This window comes from Rhodococcus sp. JVH1 (assembly GCF_000280725.2).
GTDB lineage: Bacteria > Actinomycetota > Actinomycetes > Mycobacteriales > Mycobacteriaceae > Rhodococcus_F > Rhodococcus_F jostii_A.
The window spans coordinates 5,904,404-5,924,725 of record NZ_CP166289.1 but is presented as its reverse complement, the minus strand read 5'-3'; the positions used below and the strand labels follow the sequence as shown (position 1 = coordinate 5,924,725).

14 protein-coding genes are annotated in these 20,322 nt (G+C 67.0%); 5 read left to right on the top strand and 9 right to left on the bottom strand.

The window, feature by feature from the left end; translation table 11 throughout:
* Position 1: 1 nt before the first annotated feature.
* A complete protein-coding gene (locus tag JVH1_RS27525; RefSeq protein ID WP_043778777.1) occupies positions 2 to 967 on the bottom strand; it encodes an NADPH:quinone oxidoreductase family protein in 966 nt (321 codons plus the stop codon).
* A gap of 37 nt (positions 968 to 1,004) precedes the next feature.
* Positions 1,005 to 2,666, bottom strand: coding sequence for an FAD-dependent oxidoreductase (locus JVH1_RS27520; RefSeq protein ID WP_043778780.1), 1,662 nt, complete (start codon positions 2,664 to 2,666; stop codon positions 1,005 to 1,007).
* 152 nt (positions 2,667 to 2,818) lie between these two features.
* Here JVH1_RS27520 and JVH1_RS27515 point away from each other — a divergent pair, with 152 nt between their 5' ends.
* Positions 2,819 to 3,598 (top strand): acyl-[acyl-carrier-protein] thioesterase, encoded by a 780-nt coding sequence (locus tag JVH1_RS27515; RefSeq protein ID WP_009474651.1) that lies wholly within the window; start codon positions 2,819 to 2,821, stop codon positions 3,596 to 3,598.
* Here the strand turns inward: JVH1_RS27515 and JVH1_RS27510 are convergent, their stop codons facing one another.
* Complete coding sequence (locus JVH1_RS27510) at positions 3,599 to 4,435, bottom strand: helix-turn-helix transcriptional regulator (protein WP_009474652.1); 837 nt, start codon at positions 4,433 to 4,435, stop codon at positions 3,599 to 3,601.
* Positions 4,436 to 4,569: 134 nt separating this feature from the next.
* Here JVH1_RS27510 and JVH1_RS27505 point away from each other — a divergent pair, with 134 nt between their 5' ends.
* Positions 4,570 to 5,583: an aldo/keto reductase gene (locus JVH1_RS27505; protein WP_043778859.1), complete on the top strand. Its 1,014-nt coding sequence runs from the start codon at positions 4,570 to 4,572 to the stop codon at positions 5,581 to 5,583.
* Between the two features lie 9 nt (positions 5,584 to 5,592).
* Positions 5,593 to 6,105: a histidine phosphatase family protein gene (locus JVH1_RS27500; protein WP_009474654.1), complete on the top strand. Its 513-nt coding sequence runs from the start codon at positions 5,593 to 5,595 to the stop codon at positions 6,103 to 6,105.
* Between the two features lie 5 nt (positions 6,106 to 6,110).
* On the opposite strand, the gene JVH1_RS27495 is transcribed toward JVH1_RS27500, so the two are convergent.
* Positions 6,111 to 6,311 (bottom strand): hypothetical protein, encoded by a 201-nt coding sequence (locus JVH1_RS27495; RefSeq protein WP_005258232.1) that lies wholly within the window; start codon positions 6,309 to 6,311, stop codon positions 6,111 to 6,113.
* A gap of 117 nt (positions 6,312 to 6,428) precedes the next feature.
* On the opposite strand from JVH1_RS27495, the gene JVH1_RS27490 reads away from it, so the two are divergent.
* On the top strand, positions 6,429 to 6,989 hold the full coding sequence (locus JVH1_RS27490; RefSeq protein WP_009474655.1) for a TetR/AcrR family transcriptional regulator: 561 nt from the start codon (positions 6,429 to 6,431) through the stop codon (positions 6,987 to 6,989).
* Here JVH1_RS27490 and JVH1_RS27485 read toward each other — a convergent pair.
* The 3 genes from JVH1_RS27485 to JVH1_RS27475 form a co-directional block, all read right to left on the bottom strand.
* The gene (locus JVH1_RS27485) at positions 6,986 to 8,218 is read right to left on the bottom strand and encodes a peptidoglycan DD-metalloendopeptidase family protein (protein WP_051033666.1); all 1,233 of its coding nucleotides are present in this window, start codon (positions 8,216 to 8,218) and stop codon (positions 6,986 to 6,988) included. The genes JVH1_RS27490 and JVH1_RS27485 overlap by 4 nt on opposite strands.
* A 163-nt stretch (positions 8,219 to 8,381) precedes the next feature.
* Positions 8,382 to 12,338 (bottom strand): DNA-directed RNA polymerase subunit beta', encoded by a 3,957-nt coding sequence (locus JVH1_RS27480; RefSeq protein WP_009474658.1) that lies wholly within the window; start codon positions 12,336 to 12,338, stop codon positions 8,382 to 8,384.
* Positions 12,339 to 12,456: 118 nt separating this feature from the next.
* A complete protein-coding gene (locus JVH1_RS27475; RefSeq protein WP_011594854.1) occupies positions 12,457 to 15,963 on the bottom strand; it encodes a DNA-directed RNA polymerase subunit beta in 3,507 nt (1,168 codons plus the stop codon).
* 410 nt (positions 15,964 to 16,373) lie between these two features.
* Between JVH1_RS27475 and JVH1_RS27470 the strand changes: the two genes are divergently transcribed.
* Positions 16,374 to 18,536 carry an MMPL family transporter gene (locus tag JVH1_RS27470; protein ID WP_009474660.1) on the top strand — a complete coding sequence of 721 codons (2,163 nt, stop codon included), beginning with the start codon at positions 16,374 to 16,376 and terminating at the stop codon, positions 18,534 to 18,536.
* Positions 18,537 to 18,644: 108 nt separating this feature from the next.
* Here JVH1_RS27470 and JVH1_RS27465 read toward each other — a convergent pair whose 3' ends face one another.
* A complete protein-coding gene (locus tag JVH1_RS27465; RefSeq protein WP_043778787.1) occupies positions 18,645 to 19,532 on the bottom strand; it encodes a hypothetical protein in 888 nt (295 codons plus the stop codon).
* Between the two features lie 79 nt (positions 19,533 to 19,611).
* Positions 19,612 to 20,208 carry a hypothetical protein gene (locus tag JVH1_RS27460; protein ID WP_009474662.1) on the bottom strand — a complete coding sequence of 199 codons (597 nt, stop codon included), beginning with the start codon at positions 20,206 to 20,208 and terminating at the stop codon, positions 19,612 to 19,614.
* Positions 20,209 to 20,322 lie beyond the last annotated feature (114 nt).

The following is a 20,322-nucleotide window of genomic DNA, read 5'->3' as shown; positions in this document are numbered from 1 at the left end:
TTCAGTCCTGGACGAGCACCGCTTTACCCACCACGAGGCCCGCCTCGAGATCTCGCAGTGCGTCCGCGGCCCGCTCGAGTGGATACCGGGAAGTGACCACGGGACGCAATCCTCGTTCGACATGCCGGATCAGCGCGGCATGCACCTCTTCCAGCTCATTCGGTTCGGTCCGGATGAACTCACCCCACGCCGCACCCACGATGCTGATGTTGCGGAACAGCACCCGGTTCACCTTCACCTCGGGGATCGTCCCTCCCGCGAAACCGATCACGACCAGCCGGCCTTCCGGGGCCAGCACCCGGACGGCCTCGTCGAACGCGTCGCCGCCGACCGGGTCGACCACGATCTGCGCGCCCCGGCCGCCGGTCAGCGCGCGGACCCGGGCACCCCAGCCGTCGTCGAGGCGGACGACCTCGTCGGCCCCCAGTTCGCGCAGGAAGTCTTCGGCCCCGTCCCGGCGCACCACCGCGATCACGCGGGCGCCGTGCGCCTTGGCCAGCTGGATGGTGGACGTCCCCACCCCACCCGCCGCGCCGAGGACGACGACGGTTTCGCCTGCCCGCAGCCGGGCCCGGCGCTCCAGCGCGAACTCCATCGTCTGGTAGTTGACGATCAGCGACGCCGCTTCGTCGAAATCCAGGATCGACGGAATGGGGAGCACCTGCGCCGGCGGCACCGCGACCCGTTCGGCGTAACCGCCGACCTGCGACGCCGCGAGCACCCGCTGACCGGGCTCGAATCCACTGTCCGCCGGTGCCGACACCACGACACCTGCGACTTCGGCGCCGGGAACGAACGGCAACTCGGGGCCGACCTGATACTTGCCGTAGCTGATCAGCAGGTCGGGGAAGCACACGCCGCTGGCCTTGACGTCGATCAGGACGAGCCCCTCGGCCGCCGGTTCGGGTACGTCCCGCAGCGTCATGCCGCCCGGCCCCGACAGCTCCGTCACCACCACTGCGCGCATGCTCGAAACAGTAGACGCGCGGGGGTGGCGAGAGGCGTCAACGAGCGAACAGCCGCTTCCGCTTGCGGGCGACGGACACCAGCTCGACCTTGTCGGTCATCTTCACGCGGGGCCGGCCGGACCCCGCCGCGCGACCGGTCTCCGCCTTGTCGATCGCCCGCCAGCCGGGGAACCCGATCTGTTCGGGCTGGCGCCGCTCGATCAGCTTCTTCACGTCCTTGCGGGTGCCGACCGTGCCGAGGAGTTTTCCGGCCTCGAAATCCGCGAGCAGCGACGACACCGTCTCCTTCGCGCACGCCTTGTTGGTGCCGATGACGCCGCTGGGACCGCGCTTGATCCATCCGGTCACGTACACCCGGTCGGTGACCCGGCCGTGCTCGTTGGGGATCACGCCGCGCTTCTCGTCGAACGCGACACCGCTGACGCGGTTGCCGCGGTAGCCGATGGAGCGCAGCACGAGCGAGGTGTCCAGCGAGCCCTCCTCGCCGCGAGCCCGGGCGGACAACGCGCCGGAGTCGTCGACCACCAGTTCGTTGCGTCCATAGCGCAGGGCCTCTGCCTTGCCGGATCCGGTGACCTCGAGCGGCGACGTCAGGTAGCGGAACACGATGCGCTTGTGACCGGGCCGCGGGGCACGCTGCGCGAACTCCCGCGCAAGCCGGACTTTCATCGCGGTGGCCGGATCGTCGAGCAGTGCCTCACTGGCCGGGTCGAGGTCGAGATCGGCGTCGTCGATGACGACGTCCACGTTCTCGAGGTCGCCGAGCGCCAGGAACTCGGGGTTGCTGTAGGCGGCCTGCGCGGGCCCGCGGCGGCCGAGGAGCACGACCTCCTCGATGTTGCTGCGCCGCAGGGCGGCGAGGGTGTGATCGGCGATGTCCGTCCGTTCCAGCTCCTCGACGTTCATCGTGAGGATGCGGGCCACGTCGAGCGCGACGTTGCCGTTACCGACGATCACCGCGCGCTTCGCGGACAGGTCGAACGTGCGCTCCGCGTAGTCCGGGTGGCCGTTGTACCAGGCCACGAATTCGGTGGCGGCGTGCACGCCGGGAAGGTCCTCGCCCGGGATTCCCAGACGCCGGTCGCTCGACGCCCCGACGGCGTAGATGACGGCGTGGTGATTCTCCAGCAGCTCGTCGTGGGTGACGTGCGTGCCGACCTCGACGTTGAGGTGGAACTCGAAGTTCGGCCGGTCGAGGCTCCACTCGAACATCCGGGTCACCTCCTTGGTGCCGGGATGGTCGGGTGCGACACCGGCGCGGACGAGTCCCCACGGGGTCGGGAGCTTCTCGAACATCTCGACCTCGACGTCGGAGCGTTCGAGCAGTTCACCGGCGGCGTAGCAGGCCGCCGGGCCCGCGCCGACGACGGCGACCCGGAGCTTGCCGAGGTCGCGGCGCGGCGGCGTCGCGGGCGTGAGGGGGATCCACCCCGTCGGCATGGGGTTGGTCGTGTAGTACTCGGCGTTGATGTCCTTGTAGCGGGTGAGCGAGCCGATGAGCTTGTCTTCCGGGAAGATCGCGTCCACCGGACATGCATCGACGCAGGCCCCGCAGTCGATGCAGGTTTCCGGGTCGATGTGCAGCATCTCGGTCTGCGCGAATTCCCGCTCCTCCGGTGTCGGATGGATGCAGTTCACGGGGCATGCGGAGACGCAGCTCGCGTCGTTGCAGCACGCTTGGGTGATGACATATGCCATTGCGGTTTCCTCACACCTGTCCGGACCACGAACTCGTTTGTGTTACACGTAGTAACAGTTATATGAACTGTACTGAGAATCGCGTCCGCAAACAAGCACCGGCGCCGGGATGGAAGAATCGGGGCTCCGTCCACGAGCGAAGGAACCGCATCTTGGCACTCGACCGACCCCTCGCCGCTGCCCCCGCACGCGGCCGCTTCTTCGAGACGTCCTGGCCGGTCCGCACCGGCGACATCGATGCCGCCAAGCGCCTGCGCCTCGACGGGATCGCGCGGTATCTGCAGGACGCCGGACTGGACAACCTCGACGCGGTCGACGCCGCCGACAGCCACCCACTGTGGATCGTCCGGCGCACCGTCATCGACGTCGTACGACCGGCGGTATGGCCCGAGCGGGTGCACCTCCGGCGCTGGTGCTCCGCGCTCTCGACCCGCTGGACGAACATGCGGGTCCAGATCGAGGGTGAGGCGGGCGCCCTCATCGAGACCGAAGGCTTCTGGATCCACATCAGCGGCGAAACGGGAATGCCCACCCGCATCGACGACGGGTTCATCGAACGCCTCGGCGAGTCGGCGGAGGAACACCGGCTCAAGTGGAAGCGGTGGCTCGTCGAGAATGCGCCGGCCGCAGACGAGGACGGCATCGTGGATACCGAGTTCGTCCTACGCCGCACCGACATCGACCCGTTCGACCACGTCAACAACGCCGTCTACTGGCAGGCCGTCGAAGAACTGCTCGCCGACCACGAGCATCCGGGCGGCGGCCGCCTCGTCGACAATCCCCATCGCGCCGTGCTCGAGTACCTCTCGCCCATCGTGTCGACCGACCGAATTGTCCTGCGCTCGAGGCGGGACGACACGTCGCTGACCGTGTGGTTCCTGGTCGACGACGCCCTGCGTGCCGTGGCCAGCGTCGGGCCACTCGCCGCCTGATCAGACCATCTGCTGGGTGCCGATCACCCGCAACAGGTCGAGCCGGGCCCGCGCGTCGGAGCCCGGCTGCGGCATGTACACGAGCAGGTGCTGGTAGGCGCTCGGGGTCAGCAGCGTCTCGCAGACGAGGTCGATGCGTCCGACCTCGGCGTGGAGGACGGTCTTGGTGTCGGACCGCCGGACGGCCACATCGTGTCGGTCCCAGAGCGCCGCGAACTCCGCGCTGCTCTCGTAGAGGCGGTCCACCAGTTCCGTCACGTCGGCGTCACCGGCCCGCCGGGCGGCCGTCGCCCGCAAATCCGCGACGTGGTTTCCGGCGAGCCGCTCGTGATCGTCCTCGGGAAACATCCCGCGCTCGCCGGGATGCGCGAACCACCGCCACGGCACGTACCGATCGAGACCTGAATACCGGGACGCGTCGCCGAACAGGATCACGTGCATGCGGTTCTGGACCAGAACTTCCCCGAGATCCGAGATGACACAGCCCGGGGTGTCGTCGAGCTTGTCGAGCAGGTGCAGCAGTCCCGGTCCGACGTGCTTGTTTCCCGCGGCCCGCATCGGCGGCACCTGTCCCGACAACAGGTAGAGGTGGTCTCGCTGATCGTCGGTCAGCCGCAGCGCCCGCGCGATCGACGCCAGGACCTGCGTCGACGGATGCGGGCCGCGTGCCTGCTCGAGTCGCGTGTAGTAATCCGTCGACATACCCGCGAGCATCGCCACCTCGTCGCGCCGGAGCCCCGGCGTCCGCCGACGCAGTCCCGGTGGCAATCCGACGTCGGCCGGGACGAGCTGTTCCCTGCGACGGCGGAGGAAATCGGCCAACTCGGAGCGGTTCATGCATCAACTGTGCCGGACCCACCGGGGCGCTGCCAGGGATCGCCGGTCCCCCGATGAACGGTCTCTGGTTGCCGCTCCCGGCGACGGCGACGCTGGTGTCAGTCCGGAACAGACACCGACCATCGGAGCAGAACATGATCAGCACCACCGCACTCGGAACCACCGGTCCCACCGTCAGCCGGCTCGGCCTCGGCGCCATGGGCATGTCCGGGATGTACGGCAGGACGGACGACGTGGAGTCCGTCGCCACCATCCACGCGGCGCTCGACGCCGGGATCGACCTCGTCGACACCGGGGACTTCTACGGATCGGGCCACAACGAGTCCCTGATCGGCAAGGCCCTCGCCGGCCGCCGACGCGAGGACGTGACCCTCAGCGTCAAGTTCGGCGGCCTGCGCGGGCCCGGCGGCACGTGGGCCGGAGTCGACACGCGACCCGAGTCGATCCGCAACTTCCTCGCATACTCGCTGCAGCGTCTCGGCGTCGACTACATCGACGTCTACCGCCCCGCCCGTCTCGACCCCGCCGTGCCGATCGAGGACACCGTGGGAACGATCGGTGAACTCGTCGAGGCCGGCTACGTGCGCCACATCGGCCTGTCCGAGGTGGGTCCCGAGACCCTTCGCCGAGCGGCGGCGGTGCACCCGATCGTGGATCTGCAGATCGAGTACTCGCTCATCTCCCGGGGGATCGAGACCGAGATCCTGCCGCTCTGCCGGGAACTCGGGATCGGCGTGACGGCCTACGGCGTGCTCTCCCGAGGCCTGCTCAGCGACTCGCTGCGCACCGACCAGACTCTCGCGGCCGACGACTTCCGCGCACACAGCCCCCGGTTCCAGGGCGAGAACCTCCGGCGGAACCTCACCCTCGTCGACTCGCTCGCCGCCGTGGCCGCGCAGCACGGGGTGAGCGTCGCGCAGCTGGCGATCGCGTGGGTTCTCGCCCAGGGCGACGACATCGTGCCCGTCGTCGGAGCGCGTACCGTCGCCCGGCTCGCGGAGACGCTCGGCGCACTCGACGTCCACCTCGGTGCCGGTGACCTCGCGGCCATCGCCGCAGCGGTTCCCGACACCGCAGTCGCCGGGGAACGCTACGCGCCCGCGCAGATGGCCCAGCTCGACAGTGAACGTGCCGGCGTGGGGAGCTAGCGTCTAGCCATGGCCTCGCACAGCTCGTCGCGGAATCGCACCCTGATCCTGATGCGCCACGGCAAGTCGGCGTACCCGGAGGGGGTCGCGGATCACGAGCGGCCGTTGGCGCCGCGCGGACGCAAGCAGGCAGGACTGGCCGGTGAGTGGCTGCGGTCGACTCAGCCGCCGATCGACGCCGTGCTGTGTTCGACCGCTCGCCGCACCCGGGAAACGCTGGAGGCGACCCGGGTCGGCGCTCCCGCCCGGTTCGCCGAGGAGTTGTACGGCGCGTACCCGTCCGAGGTGCTCATGGAGATCGTGCGGGTCGAACCGTCGGTACGCACGCTGCTCGTGGTCGGGCATGTTCCCGGCATGCCGTCGACGGCACTGGATCTGGCGGGCAACCCCGATACCGGGGATGCCAACCTGATGCGGGAGAAGTTCCCGACGTCTGCGCTCGCCGTCCTCACGGTGCCGTGCGACTGGGACGAACTGACGTCGAGCGCGGCGTCACTCGCCGCGTTCCACGTTCCGCGGTAGCGGCGTCAGAACAGCTTCCGGCCGACGACGGCGACGACACCCAGAATCAGGACCAGCACGAGGGCCGACCAGAATCCGAACAGCCACCACACCACCCCGAAGACGACCAGCGCCGGTGCCACGGTGATGAGTGCGATCGTGGGGCTTTCCCGCAGCACTTCGAGTGCCGACTCGGTCTTGACGCGGTCGATCTTCTTCTCGGACATCTCGTCTCCGTTCAGCGAACCACGCATATCGGACAGGTGTGGTCGAGGATAGTCTTCACGGGACGAGAACCGGCTCGAGCGAGGGCACGCGAGCGGCGAGGAGATGGGGAAAGCGCAGTGACCACCCGACAGGAGAAGGCCGCTCAGACACGCCAGGACCTGCTCGACGCAGCCAGAGTGGTCTTCGAACGCAAGGGTTACCTGAACGCCACCATCACCGACATCACCACCGAGGCCGGCAAGGCCGCGGGTTCGTTCTACAACCATTTCGACGGCAAGGGAGCGTTGCTCCTCGCGCTCGCGGACGACATCGGCGACGACGCGGACGCACTCATCACCACGTCCCCCGGCGATCTGCGGGACCTCGGCCCTCATCTCGCCGTGTTCTGGCAACTACAGGCGCGGCATCGCACCGTGATGGCCGCGCTCCGCGACGCAGCCCTCGTCGATCCCGACTTCGCGCAGCGGATGCACGACTTCGGGATCGAGCAGATGAAGCCGTGGGCCGAACTCCTCAGGGCCCTCGCCGCGGACGGGGCGCACCTCCCCGGCGGCCCCGAGGTCAGTGCCCGGCTGATCGCCGCGGTGGCGACCGCCTTCGTGGGCCTGTGGGACGGCGGCGACGACGAGGGCATCGCCGCGCTCACCCGGTTCGTCGAGCGCGGGCTCCTCGGCTAGCTGCCCGGGAACGTCACGACGTCGAGGTACAGCGGCATCTCGTCGCTGCGCGATCCGGTCTGCGTCCCCGCCTCGTCGACCACCGGGGCGCCGGCGGTCGCGGCGGCCTCGAGGCTCTCCCCCGTCGCCCTTCCGTCGAGGTCGAAGTTCTCGAATTCGAACGGAATGCCGTTCGCCGCCAGAAAGTCCGGCCCGTCCATCAGATGGAAGTGCAGATGCGGCGCGTCGGTGTTTCCGCTGTTGCCCAGCAGCCCGATCTGGTCGCCCGCCCGCAGGTCCTGGCCGACACTGATGTCGTCGACGCTGCCGGGCTGCAGGTGCGCGTAGAACGCGTACCGCCCGTTCCCGATGTCCTGGACGACGTGGTTTCCGCCGTACTGGTCGAGGGTCAGTCCCTGCGGAGTGGCACCCGGAACCTGTTCGGACAGATCGCCCACGACGGCGATCACCTTGCCGTCCGACACCGCCCGGACCGGTGCGCCGTAGTACTCGTAGCTGGACAGCTGGGTCTGGTCACCGACGTAGATGCGTCCCTGTTCGTCGAGCTGGACGAAATCGATCGCGAAGCGCTCGGCGGCGAGCATCCGGCCGTTGATCGGCAGGACGGCCGCGCGGTGGGACGTGACCGTGCAGCAGCCGGTGCCGTCGAGCCAGCGCGGACCGTCGAGGGGCGCGCGGATACGGACGGCGTCGCGGGTGTCGACTTCGGTGTCCGCCACGTTCTCGGCGAGCTGCGACGGCACGAGTGACGTCGCCTGCGGGAAGTCGACGTTCACGACGTGGCCGAGACTGCCGGGCACGTCGTCGGGACTGTTCAGCGTCGCGTCGATCCACACCAGCCCCTGCTGTCCGGGGGCGAGGACGGTGCCGGTCTTCGGGCCTCCGCCGAGGGCCTGGAACCACGGCGTCAGCGCGTCGCCGCTCAGGTCCACCAGCGTGCGACCGTCACCCTTCACCTGCAGCGACGTAATCGTCGCCGGCTGCGACCCGGTGTTCGTCAGCCGCAGTTCGTAGGCCAGGTGCACGCGACCGTCGCTGCCCGTCACCGGGATCGGTGGGGCCACCACATCCGCGACCACCGGAGTGAGCACCGCGGGACCGGCGGACGCGGCAGGCGCCGACGACGACGTCGCCTCGCTCTGCTGGTCGTCCGACGCCGTGCAGGAGGTCGCGGCCCCCACGACAACGGCGATCAGGAGTGCGATGGCGAACCTCGACCGGGCCATCATCCGACGCTAGCAACGGCGAACATCAGGCGACAAGGCATGGAGGGCGACAAGGCATGGAAACAGATGAAGGCCCCACCCCCGAAGAGAGAGGGGTGGGGCCTTCGTCCTTGGTGAGTGCTCGGCGAGTCCGAGGACTCGTCAACCGCTCACGGGCGCGGAGCGCCTACCGGTAATCGTTGCTGAAACCGTAATCGTCCAGCGGCACCGCGGCACCGGTGTTCTGGCCGAAGCCGTCCGGGCTGTAGTACTGGTCGTCGTAGGACGGAACCGCGTACGCAGCAGCGCGAGCTTCTTCGGTCGGCTGAACCTGGATGTTGCGGTAACGGTTGATACCGGTACCGGCGGGGATCAGCTTTCCGATGATCACGTTTTCCTTCAGACCGATCAGCTTGTCCGAGCGGCAGTTGATCGCCGCATCGGTCAAGACGCGAGTGGTCTCCTGGAACGACGCCGCGGACAGCCACGAGTCGGTCGCCAGCGATGCCTTGGTGATACCCATCAGCACCGGACGTCCGGCTGCCGGCTCGCCACCCTCGGCGACGACACGGCGGTTGGCCGCTTCGAAGTCCGCACGCTCGGTCAGCGAACCGGGCAGGAACTCCGTGGCGCCCGAGTCGATGATCGTCACGCGACGCAGCATCTGGCGCACGATGACCTCGATGTGCTTGTCGTGGATCGACACACCCTGGCTCCGGTACACCTCCTGGACCTCGTTGACGAGGTGGATCTGCACCTGACGGGGGCCCATGACACGCAGCACCTCGTGCGGATCGGCAGCACCTTCCATGAGCTGCTGACCGACCTCGACGTGGTCACCGTCGGCCAGAAGGCGTTCGGTGCCGTCGTCGTGCTTGAAGACACGCAGACGCTGACGCTTCGAGAGCTTGTCGTAGACAACCTCTTCGCCACCGTCGTCCGGGACGATGGTGATCTTGTAGAAGCGGTCGCCGTCCTCGAGCTGCACGCGGCCACTGACGTCGGCGATCGGGGCCTTGCCCTTGGGGACGCGGGCCTCGAACAGCTCCTGAACACGCGGCAGACCACCGGTGATGTCGTCTCCAGCGACACCACCCTGGTGGAACGTACGCATGGTCAGCTGGGTACCGGGCTCACCGATGGACTGTGCGGCGACGATACCGACGGCCTCACCGATGTCGACGAGCTTGCCGGTGGCCATGGAGCGGCCGTAGCAGGTGGCGCAGACGCCGGTGCCGGTGGTGCAGGTGAGCACCGAGCGGACCTTGACCTGCGTGATGCCTGCCTCGAGCAGCGCGTCGATAGCCGGGTCGCCCAGGTCGTGTCCACGCTCGACGATGACGTTGCCGTTCTCGTCGACCGCGTCGGCGGCCAGGGTGCGGGCGTACGTGCTCGTCTCCACGTGTGCATCGCGGATAAGCGTGCCGTCGGCCTGCTTCTCGGCGATCGTGGTGACGATGCCGCGCTCGGTTCCACAGTCGACCTCGCGGACGATGACGTCCTGCGAGACGTCCACCAGACGACGGGTCAGGTAGCCCGAGTCGGCGGTGCGGAGCGCGGTGTCGGCCAGACCCTTACGGGCACCGTGCGTGTTGATGAAGTACTCGAGAACGGTCAGGCCTTCCTTGAAGGAAGACTTGATCGGACGCGGGATGAACTCACCCTTCGGGTTGGTCACCAGACCCTTCATGCCGGCGAGCGAACGAACCTGAGTCATGTTGCCGGCGGCGCCGGACTTCACGATCATCGGGATCGGGTTGTCGTCGGGGAAGTGGGCCTCCATGGCCTTACCGACCTCGTCGGTGGCCTCGGACCAGATCTTGACCAGGGCGCTGTTGCGCTCGGTCTTGTTCAGAGCACCACGCTGGTACTTCTTCTCGATCTGGTCGGCCTGAGCCTCGAAGGACTCCATGATCTGAGCCTTCTCCGGCGGCACGAGGACGTCGGAGATCGAGACCGTGACACCGGAACGCGTGGCCCAGTAGAAACCGGCGTCCTTCAGCTTGTCGACGGTCTGCGCGACCACGATCATGGGGTAGCGCTCGGCGAGATCGTTGATGATCGTCGCCTGACGCTTCTTCGGCATCTGCTCGTTGACGAACGGGTAGTCCGCGGGCAGCAGCTCGTTGAAGAGCACGCGACCCAGCGTCGTCTCCGCGGTCCAGCCGTCACCGTAGTTCCAGCCTTCGGGGAACAGCTCCGACTCGATGTCGCGGGGCGGGCGCTGCTGCGTGAGCCGCACCTTGATCTTCGCCTGCACGACGAGCGCGCCACGATCGACGGCCATCTGAGCCTCGGCAGGCGAGGAGTACACGCCCTGCTCCGCCTCGTCGCTGGTCGACGCTGCGAGCTCGCCGATCGCACCCTCGTCCAACCGGGTCAGGTGGTACAGACCGGTGACCATGTCCAGACGGGGCATGGCGAGCGGTCGACCCGACGCGGGCGACAGGATGTTGTTCGACGACAGCATCAGGATGCGAGCCTCGGCCTGCGCCTCCGCGGACAGCGGAAGGTGCACGGCCATCTGGTCACCGTCGAAGTCGGCGTTGAAGGCCTCACACACCAGCGGGTGGAGCTGAATGGCCTTACCCTCGACCAGCTGCGGCTCGAAGGCCTGGATGCCCAGGCGGTGCAGCGTCGGTGCACGGTTCAGCAGCACGGGGTGCTCGGCGATGACCTCTTCAAGGACGTCCCACACCTGTGCGCGCTGACGTTCCACCATGCGCTTGGCGGACTTGATGTTCTGCGCGTGGTTCAGGTCGACCAGACGCTTCATCACGAACGGCTTGAACAGCTCGAGAGCCATCAGCTTCGGCAGACCGCACTGGTGCAGCTTGAGCTGCGGGCCGACGACGATAACGGAACGACCCGAGTAGTCGACGCGCTTGCCGAGCAGGTTCTGACGGAAACGACCCTGCTTGCCCTTGAGCAGGTCGCTCAGGGACTTCAGCGGACGGTTACCGGGACCCGTGACGGGGCGGCCACGACGGCCGTTGTCGAACAGCGCGTCCACGGACTCCTGCAGCATCCGCTTCTCGTTGTTGACGATGATCTCGGGGGCACCGAGGTCGATCAGTCGCTTGAGGCGGTTGTTGCGGTTGATCACGCGGCGGTACAGGTCGTTCAGGTCGGAGGTGGCGAAACGGCCACCGTCGAGCTGAACCATCGGACGCAGCTCCGGCGGGATCACCGGGACGGCGTTCAGAACCATGCCCATGGGCGAGTTCTGGTTGGTCTGGAAGGCTGCGACGACCTTGAGACGCTTCAGCGCACGGAGCTTCTTCTGCCCCTTGCCGCTGCGGATGGTCTCGCGGAGGTTCTCGGCCTCGGCGTCGATGTCGAAGTTCTCCATGAGCTTCTGGATCGACTCGGCACCCATGGCGCCCGTGAAGTACTCGCCGTAGCGGTCGACGAGCTCGCGGTACAGCAGTTCGTCGACGATGAGCTGCTTGACACTGAGCTTGGTGAACGTGGTCCAGATCTCGTCGAGACGGTCCAGCTCACGCTGCGCGCGGTCACGGAGCTGACGCATCTCGCGCTCGCCGCCGTCCTTGACCTTGCGGCGGACGTCGGACTTCGCGCCCTCCGCTTCCAGCTCGGCGATGTCGGCTTCGAGCTTCTGCGCGCGGGCCTCGAGGTCGGCGTCACGCTGATCCGCGACGGACTTCTTCTCGACCTGCATCTCGGCTTCGAGAGTGGACAGCTCGTTGTGACGCAGTTCCTCGTCGACACCGACGATGACGTACGCGGCGAAGTAGATGATCTTTTCGAGATCCTTCGGCGCCAGGTCGAGCAGGTAGCCGAGACGGCTGGGCACGCCCTTGAAGTACCAGATGTGCGTGACCGGGGCGGCCAGTTCGATGTGGCCCATGCGCTCACGCCGAACCTTGGCGCGGGTCACCTCGACGCCGCAGCGCTCACAGATGATGCCCTTGAAGCGGACACGCTTGTACTTACCGCAGTAGCACTCCCAGTCCCGGGTGGGGCCGAAGATCTTCTCGCAGAAGAGGCCGTCCTTCTCGGGCTTGAGGGTGCGGTAGTTGATGGTCTCCGGCTTCTTGACCTCGCCGTAGGACCAATTGCGGATGTCCTCTGCACTGGCGAGGCCAATGCGGAGTTCATCGAAGAAGTTGACGTCGAGCACGTAACTTCCTTTCCCCAGAGGGATTGTGGATCAACGGTCGCCCGCCGATTCCTGACTGCCAATTCAAATGTGAACTACGCCCCCGGATCCTGATTTCTCAGGACCCGGGGACCGAAACCTAGTTCGCGAGGTCGTCGACCGTCGCCGCTTCGTTCCGGGACAAGTTGATGCCCAGGTTCGCTGCGGCCCGCTCCAGGTCCTCGTCGTCGCCGTCCGCCATCGCGATGGCCGCGCCGTCCGAGGACAGCACCTCCACGTTGAGGCAGAGCGACTGGAGCTCCTTCAGGAGCACCTTGAACGACTCGGGGATGCCCGGCTCGGGGATGTTCTCGCCCTTGACGATGGCCTCGTACACCTTGACTCGACCCACCACGTCGTCCGACTTGATGGTGAGCAGCTCCTGCAGCGTGTATGCCGCGCCGTAGGCCTGCATCGCCCAGCACTCCATCTCACCGAAGCGCTGGCCACCGAACTGGGCCTTACCGCCGAGCGGCTGCTGGGTGATCATCGAGTACGGACCGGTCGAACGAGCGTGGATCTTGTCGTCGACCAGGTGGTGCAGCTTGATGATGTACATGTAGCCGACCGAGACCGGGTACGGGAACGGCTCGCCGGAACGACCGTCGAACAACGTGGCCTTTCCGTCGGACGCGACCATGACCTCACCGTCGCGGTTCGGCAGCGTCGAACCGAGGAGACCGGTGAGCTCGTCTTCCTTGGCACCGTCGAACACCGGGGTGGCGATGTTGGAGTCGGCAGGTGCAGACAGCATCTCCTCCGGCAGCTGCTCCGCCCAATCGGGACGGGAGCCGTCGCCGGCGATCTGAACGTTCCAGCCGGTCTTGCCGATCCACCCGAGGTGGGTCTCCAAGATCTGACCGATGTTCATACGACGCGGAACACCGTGGGTGTTCAGAATGATGTCGACCGGAGTGCCGTCGGGCAGGAACGGCATGTCCTCCTGCGGGAGGATCTTGCCGATGACGCCCTTGTTGCCGTGGCGGCCGGCGAGCTTGTCGCCGTCCTGGATCTTGCGCTTCTGTGCCACGTAGACGCGGACCAGCTCGTTGACACCGGGGGGCAGATCGTCGTCGTCGTCGCGCGAGAACACGCGGATGCCGATAACCTTGCCGGTCTCACCGTGGGGGACCTTCAGCGACGTGTCGCGAACCTCGCGAGCCTTCTCACCGAAGATGGCGCGCAGCAGGCGCTCCTCGGGGGTCAGCTCGGTCTCGCCCTTCGGCGTGACCTTTCCGACCAGCACGTCGCCGTCACGAACCTCGGCACCGATACGGATGATGCCGCGCTCGTCGAGGTCGGCGAGGACCTCGTCGGAGACGTTCGGGATGTCGCGAGTGATCTCCTCGGCACCGAGCTTGGTGTCGCGGGCATCGATCTCGTGCTCCTCGATGTGGATCGAGGTCAGGACGTCCTCTTCCACGAGGCGCTGCGACAGAATGATCGCGTCCTCGTAGTTGTGGCCTTCCCACGGCATGATCGCGACGAGCAGGTTCTTGCCGAGCGCCATCTCACCGTTCTCGGTGCAGGGGCCGTCGGCGAGGACCTGTCCGAACTCGACACGCTGTCCCTCGTCCACGATCGGACGCTGGTTGGCGCAGGTGCCCTGGTTCGAACGCGCGAACTTGCGCATCCGGTAGGTCTTGCGGCTTCCGTCGTCGGCCATGACCGTGACGTAGTCGGCGGAGACCTCTTCCACGACACCGGTCTTCTCGGTGACGATGACGTCGCCCGCGTCGACGGCGGCACGCAGTTCCATGCCGGTACCGACCAGCGGAGCTTCGCTACGGACGAGCGGCACCGCCTGACGCTGCATGTTCGCACCCATCAGGGCACGGTTGGCGTCGTCGTGCTCGAGGAACGGAATCATCGCGGTCGCGACGGACACCATCTGTCGCGGCGAGACGTCCATGTAGTCGATCTCGGCGGACGAGACGAACTCGACCTCGCCACCCTTACGACGGACCAGAATGCGATCGTCCGTGAAGTGACCGTTGGCGTCGAGGGCCGAGTTGGCCTGGGCGACGACGTGGCGGTCCTCTTCGTCCGCGGTCAGGTAGTCGACCTGGTCGGTGACCTGGCCGTTCTCGACCTTGCGGTACGGCGTCTCGATGAAGCCGAACGGGTTGACCCGTGCGTACACCGACAGCGAACCGATCAGACCGATGTTCGGACCCTCAGGGGTCTCGATCGGGCACATGCGGCCGTAGTGCGACGGGTGAACGTCTCGCACCTCCAGGCCGGCGCGCTCACGGGACAGACCACCCGGGCCGAGGGCGGACAGACGACGCTTGTGCGTCAGCCCCGACAGCGGGTTGTTCTGGTCCATGAACTGCGACAGCTGGGAGGTTCCGAAGAACTCCTTGATCGCAGCCACGACGGGCCGGATGTTGATCAGCGTCTGCGGCGTGATCGCCTCGACGTCCTGGGTGGTCATGCGCTCACGAACCACGCGCTCCATGCGGGACAGGCCCACGCGGATCTGGTTCTGGATGAGCTCGCCGACCGTGCGCAGACGACGGTTACCGAAGTGGTCGATGTCGTCGACCTCGACGGGCACCGCACTGCCGCCGGGGGCGGTCATCTCGGTGTCACCGGCGTGCAGGCGCACCAGGTACTCGATGGTGGCGACGATGTCTTCCTCGGTGAGGGTCGACGCGACGATCGGCTGTCCCAGGTTCAGGCCCAGCTTCTTGTTGATCTTGTAGCGACCCACGCGAGCCAGGTCGTAGCGCTTGTCCTTGAAGAACAGGTTCTCCAGGAGCGTCTGCGCACTCTCCTTGGTCGGCGGCTCGCCCGGACGCAGCTTGCGGTAGATGTCGAGCAGCGCCTCGTCGGTGCCGGCGGTGTTGTCCTTCTCGAGCGTCGCCATGAGGATCTCCGAGAAGCCGAAGCGCTCGGTGATCTGCTCGGTGGTCCAGCCGAGGGCCTTCAGCAGCACGGTGACGGGCTGGCGGCGCTTGCGGTCGATGCGAACGCCGACCGTGTCGCGCTTGTCCACGTCGAACTCGAGCCATGCACCACGTCCCGGGATGACCTTGACGCTGTGCAGGTCCTTCTCGGTGCCCTTGTCGACGGAGTGGTCGAAGTAGACGCCGGGGGAACGCACCAGCTGCGAGACCACGACACGCTCGGTGCCGTTGATGATGAACGTGCCCTTGTCGGTCATCATCGGGAAGTCGCCCATGAAGACCGTCTGGCTCTTGATCTCACCGGTGTTGTTGTTGATGAACTCCGCGGTGACGAACAACGGCGCCGCGTAGGTCATGTCTTTGTCTTTGCACTCGTCCGTCGAGGCCTTCACCTCGTCGAAGCGCGGGTCCGAGAAGGACAGAGACATCGAGCCCGAGAAATCCTCGATCGGGGAAAGCTCCGCGAGAATGTCCTCGAGACCGCCGGAGATTGCGCTGTCGCCACGAGCGGCGGCGCGTTCGCGCCAGCTCTGCGCACCGATCAACCACTCGAACGAATCGGTTTGTACATCAAGAAGCCCGGGAACTTCGAGGGGTTCGCGAATCTTTGCGAACGAAACCCTCTTCGGGGCTCCGGGGATTCCGGAAACTGCCTTGGTCTGGCTAGAGACTGCCAAGATGCGTCCTTCCAGCACCTCACGCGGGCCGCTCTTGCTGTTGCGACCGCCGCTGTATCTGCTTCGAATTTCGCTGGTCACAACCCGAACGAAACTCGTCACAGTTGCTGAAGAGTGAATCACTTCGCAGCGGTGCGGACGAGGGGTGGACAGGAGGCAGCCAGCGCAACGTCCAAAAGTACACCCAAACTCAGTAGATGTCGAGTCGGGCACCCGAAACAGCACCCAGCCGGGCGCTTGGCCACGCGTCACTGCGCATGTTCACGCATCAGAGTGACGCGTGATCATCGCGGCGTCAAGAGTTAGGGGGCGTGTCGCGTCGTTTCGCGAGGCCCGGGGACTGTTCCCGCCGCCCCTTCCCAGCCGCTGACGGGCGGTGAACAATATGCGCACGCGATCGCCGTCGATTTCGCGAGGGAAGCAGAGCCGTGACGCGCTGGAGTTCGTTCGTCGTCGCCCGTCCGAAGCTGGTACTCGCCGCCACGGTGCTGCTGGTGCTGCTCGGTGGGGCGTGGGGATCGGGCGTGTTCGACCGGCTGAGCCTCGGCGGGTACACCGATCCGGGCAGCGAGTCCGCGGGCGTCGAGCGCCTGATCGAGGGGACGTTCGGACGGCAGACCCCCGATCTGGCGGTCGCCTACCACGCACGTCCGGGTTCGACGATCGACGACCTCGGGCCCGAGGTGGCCGCCCACCTCGCGCAGATCGACCCCGGCATGCTCGCCAGCACTTCCCTGTCGTACTGGTCGGCGCCGCCGCAGGCGAAGGAGTTCCTGAGGTCCACCGACGGCACCGAGGGACTGGTGGTGCTGTCGCTGAGCGGCGACGAGAACACTCGCATCGCGGCGTACAACGATCTCGGACCCCTGCTGGTCATCGACGGCACGGATGCGGAGTTCAGCGGCTTCAGCGCGGCCGCCAACGCCTTCAACGAGGTGTCCGAGAGTGATCTGCTGCGAGCCGAGGCGGTCTCGTTCCCGCTTCTGCTGCTTCTTCTGCTCGTCATCTTCGGCGGCCTCGTCGGCGCGGCCGTCCCGCTGTGCGTCGGCGGCCTCGCGATCCTCGGCGCCCTCGGCGCCCTGCGCGTGATCTCGTACTTCACCGAGGTCAGCGCATTCTCGGTGAACATCGCGAGCCTCGTCGGGCTCGGCATGTCCATCGACTACGGATTGTTCGTGGTCACCCGGTTCCGCGAGGAGCTGCGGTCCGGCTCCCGCACCGACGACGCCGTCCGCCGGACCCTCGCCACGGCCGGCCGGACCGTGGGATTCTCCGCTCTCCTCCTCGTGTGCGGTTTCGTGGGCATGCTCGTGTTCCCCCAGGCCATCGTCCGGTCGTTCGCCTACGGCGGGATGGCAGCCATCGGGATCGCCGCCGTGCTGTCGCTGTCCGCGCTGCCCGCGGCACTCGCGCTGCTCGGGCCGCGCATCAACTCGCTGACGTGGCGACCGGGTGTGGTCGAACGCGGCGAAGACCGGGCGCACCGGTTCTGGGGCGGCGTCGCCGCCCGCGTCATGCGGCGACCCGTCCCGATCGCGACGGCCATCGTCGCGGGGTTGCTCGTGCTCGCCGCGCCGCTCACAGGCGCGTCGCTGGGTGATCTCGACCACACCGGACTGCCCGCGGCTCACCCGCTCCGGCTCGCTGTCCAGGATCTCGCCACCGACTTTCCACTCGCCAACAACGGGGCGACGCTGGTCCTGCAGGGCAGCGACGGCAAGGCACCGCCGCCGGCCGCAACGGCGGAGTTCTTCCGGGCGACGGCCGCGGTCGACGGCGTCCAGCGGGTGGTCCCGGTCGGCGCGACCGACACGTTCGTCGCCATCCGAGCCATCTTCGACGACGCCGACCGCACCACGGGGGCCATGGCGACCGCCGCCGCACTGCGCGACCTCCCGCCCCCGGAGGGCACCGAGAAGATGCTGGGCGGGTTGAACGCCCTGACCGCCGACGGACTGGACGCGATGGCCGCGGGACTGCCGTGGATGATCGGGATCATGGTGGCCGTCACCTTCGTGCTGATGCTGCTGGCGTTCCGGTCGGTGGTGCTGCCCCTGAAGGCGATCGCGATGGCCACCCTGAGCCTCGCCGCTTCGTTCGGTGTGCTCACGTGGATCTTCGAGGACGGTCACGGTGCGGAATTTCTCGGTGTGACGCCGGGGCCGCTGCCCGCCACGATGGTCGTCCTCATCATCGCAGTGGTGTTCGGGCTCTCCACCGACTACGAGATCTTCCTGATGTCACGGATGGTCGAGGCCCACGACAACGGTGCGTCGACCGAAGAGGCCGTGCGGATCGGCACCGCACATACGGGACGCATCGTGACGGCGGCCGCCGCGCTGCTGATCGTCGTCACCGGCGCGTTCACGCTCTCGGAACTGACGATGATGCGATTCATCGGGCTCGGCATGATCGTCGCGCTGGTCATCGACGCCACCGTCATCCGCATGATGCTGGTGCCCGCCCTGGTGAAGCTGATGGGTGAGGCAAACTGGTGGGCGCCGGGATTCCTGGCGCGGAAGGCACCTACCCCCGGTTCACCGGAGGATCCGAAATCGTCACCGCAACAACAGATTCCCATCCAATCGTGAAGACGATCGGATGGGAATCGGTTCACTCAGCCGGAGAGGGCAATTCAACGCCCACCCATTCCGGAGCACACGGATCCCGTTCCGGCTCAATTCTTTCCGGGTGGCAGATCAGCCCTCGCTGTCGGAGATGTCGGACAGCACCCACTTGCCGTCGATCTTCTCCATCTTGATCGACAACGGGGTCGCAGCACTGCCCTGAGCCACGGCGTCACCGGTGGCGCTGACGTTCATGTGCGCGAGCAACTCGGCGCGGTCGCCGTCGAGCATCGTGACCCCGATGTCGGTGACGGAGGCCTGGGTGGCCGTCTTGGTCTGGATGGCCGCCTGCTTGGTGGTGTCGGCGGTCGAATCGAACTCGTCACGCTTGGCGTCGTCGAGGTAGCCGCGCGCCTTCTCGAAGTCCTGATCGATCGTTTGGTAGCTGTACGTGTACAACGTCTCGATCGCCTCGGTTCCCGCCTTGGTCACCTCGGCGGTGGCACCTTCGTCGACCCAGGCGGTGTTCGTGATGTCTGCGCCGGGCTTGAAAGCCGCGACCACCGCGAACACCCCGAGCACCACCGCCACAGCTCCGAGGATCCCGACGAGCTTCCAGGTGATCCGACTGGACCCGCTGTCGGCCGCCGCGGTCTCGGCGGCGGGGGCCTGCTGCTTGCTGATGCGCGGTTGAAGGTTGGGCACCTTCGCCTTTCCCGCCGACGCGGCCTTCGCCGTCGACACCGGCTTGGCCAACGACACAGTCGTGTCCGTGTCGGGGGTCTTCGCCGTCTCGTCGGACGTGGTCGAGGAGACTGCTGCTGCTGCGGTCGTCGCGGCCTCGGCCTTCGCCACCGGTTCCGTCTTCTTCGCCGGTTCCGTCGTCGTCACCGGCTCCGTCTCAGTGACCGGGGTTTCCGATCGAGGCGGCTTGGACGCTGCCTGACGGGTTCCCGCCACGCGCGGACGCCTGCCCTTTGCAGCGCTGTCCGGCACGTTGTTTCGGCGCTTGGGGGGCATAGTTCACCACTTTCTCATTGCACGACGAGCTGTCGTCGACGTGGACACCGCAGCGACACGCCGCCGCGGCACATCAGGACTACTGACCGCCGCTGTCGCCTTCGGGAGCCTGTTCGGCCGGCGCCTGCTCGGCGGGAGCCGGTTCGGCAGGGGCAGGGGCGGGGGCAGCGCCGTCGGCGGGCACGGGACCGCTCTCGAGCGGAATACGCCCGCCCACCGGTTCGACCGACGAGGCCTTCCAGACCCCGTCCACGTCCTGGACGTCCATCCGCATCGTCACCTTGGCCTTGTCGAAGCGGTCGGGCCACGTGGTGGTGACTGCCACGACGACCAGCGCCTTCGCGGTGCCGTCGTCGGTGTTCAGTTCCGTGAGTGTGCCCTGGATCAGCTCGGCCTTGCTCGCCGCACCCGATTGACGCATCTGGTCGGTGAACCCGTCCATCGTCGCCTGGAGGTCCTGGTTCATCTTGTCGCCCGTGATCGACGACTTCATGTTCTCGAAGGATCCGTCGAGGTCTTTCGAATCGACCGAGTTGAGGTTGATCGCGGCCTGCTGTGCGCCTGTCAACGCGGAATCGCGTGCGTCGGCGATCGGCTTGTCCACGAAGAGAGCGCGCGCCCACCCGAAGCCAAACCATCCGGCTGCGACAACCGCGATCACCACCAGTGCGGTCACCGCAGCAAACGAGGCCTTCAGAGTTCTGTCCTTCCCCGGAGTCGATTGTCCCGACTCCGGGGGCGTGGTAATTCGCGTCACACCAATACCCTACTGATTGTTTTCTTCTACTCG

Bases quoted from the DNA above. Each gene is read 5' to 3' on its own strand.
- JVH1_RS27525 (WP_043778777.1), bottom strand. From the start codon at position 967: ATGCGCGCAGTGGTGGTGACGGAGCTGTCGGGGCCGGGCGGCATGACG.
- JVH1_RS27520 (WP_043778780.1), bottom strand. From the start codon at position 2,666: ATGGCATATGTCATCACCCAAGCGTGCTGCAACGACGCGAGCTGCGTC.
- JVH1_RS27510 (WP_009474652.1), bottom strand. From the start codon at position 4,435: ATGAACCGCTCCGAGTTGGCCGATTTCCTCCGCCGTCGCAGGGAACAG.
- JVH1_RS27505 (WP_043778859.1), top strand. From the start codon at position 4,570: ATGATCAGCACCACCGCACTCGGAACCACCGGTCCCACCGTCAGCCGG.
- JVH1_RS27500 (WP_009474654.1), top strand. From the start codon at position 5,593: ATGGCCTCGCACAGCTCGTCGCGGAATCGCACCCTGATCCTGATGCGC.
- JVH1_RS27495 (WP_005258232.1), bottom strand. From the start codon at position 6,311: ATGTCCGAGAAGAAGATCGACCGCGTCAAGACCGAGTCGGCACTCGAA.
- JVH1_RS27485 (WP_051033666.1), bottom strand. From the start codon at position 8,218: ATGATGGCCCGGTCGAGGTTCGCCATCGCACTCCTGATCGCCGTTGTC.
- JVH1_RS27465 (WP_043778787.1), bottom strand. From the start codon at position 19,532: ATGCCCCCCAAGCGCCGAAACAACGTGCCGGACAGCGCTGCAAAGGGC.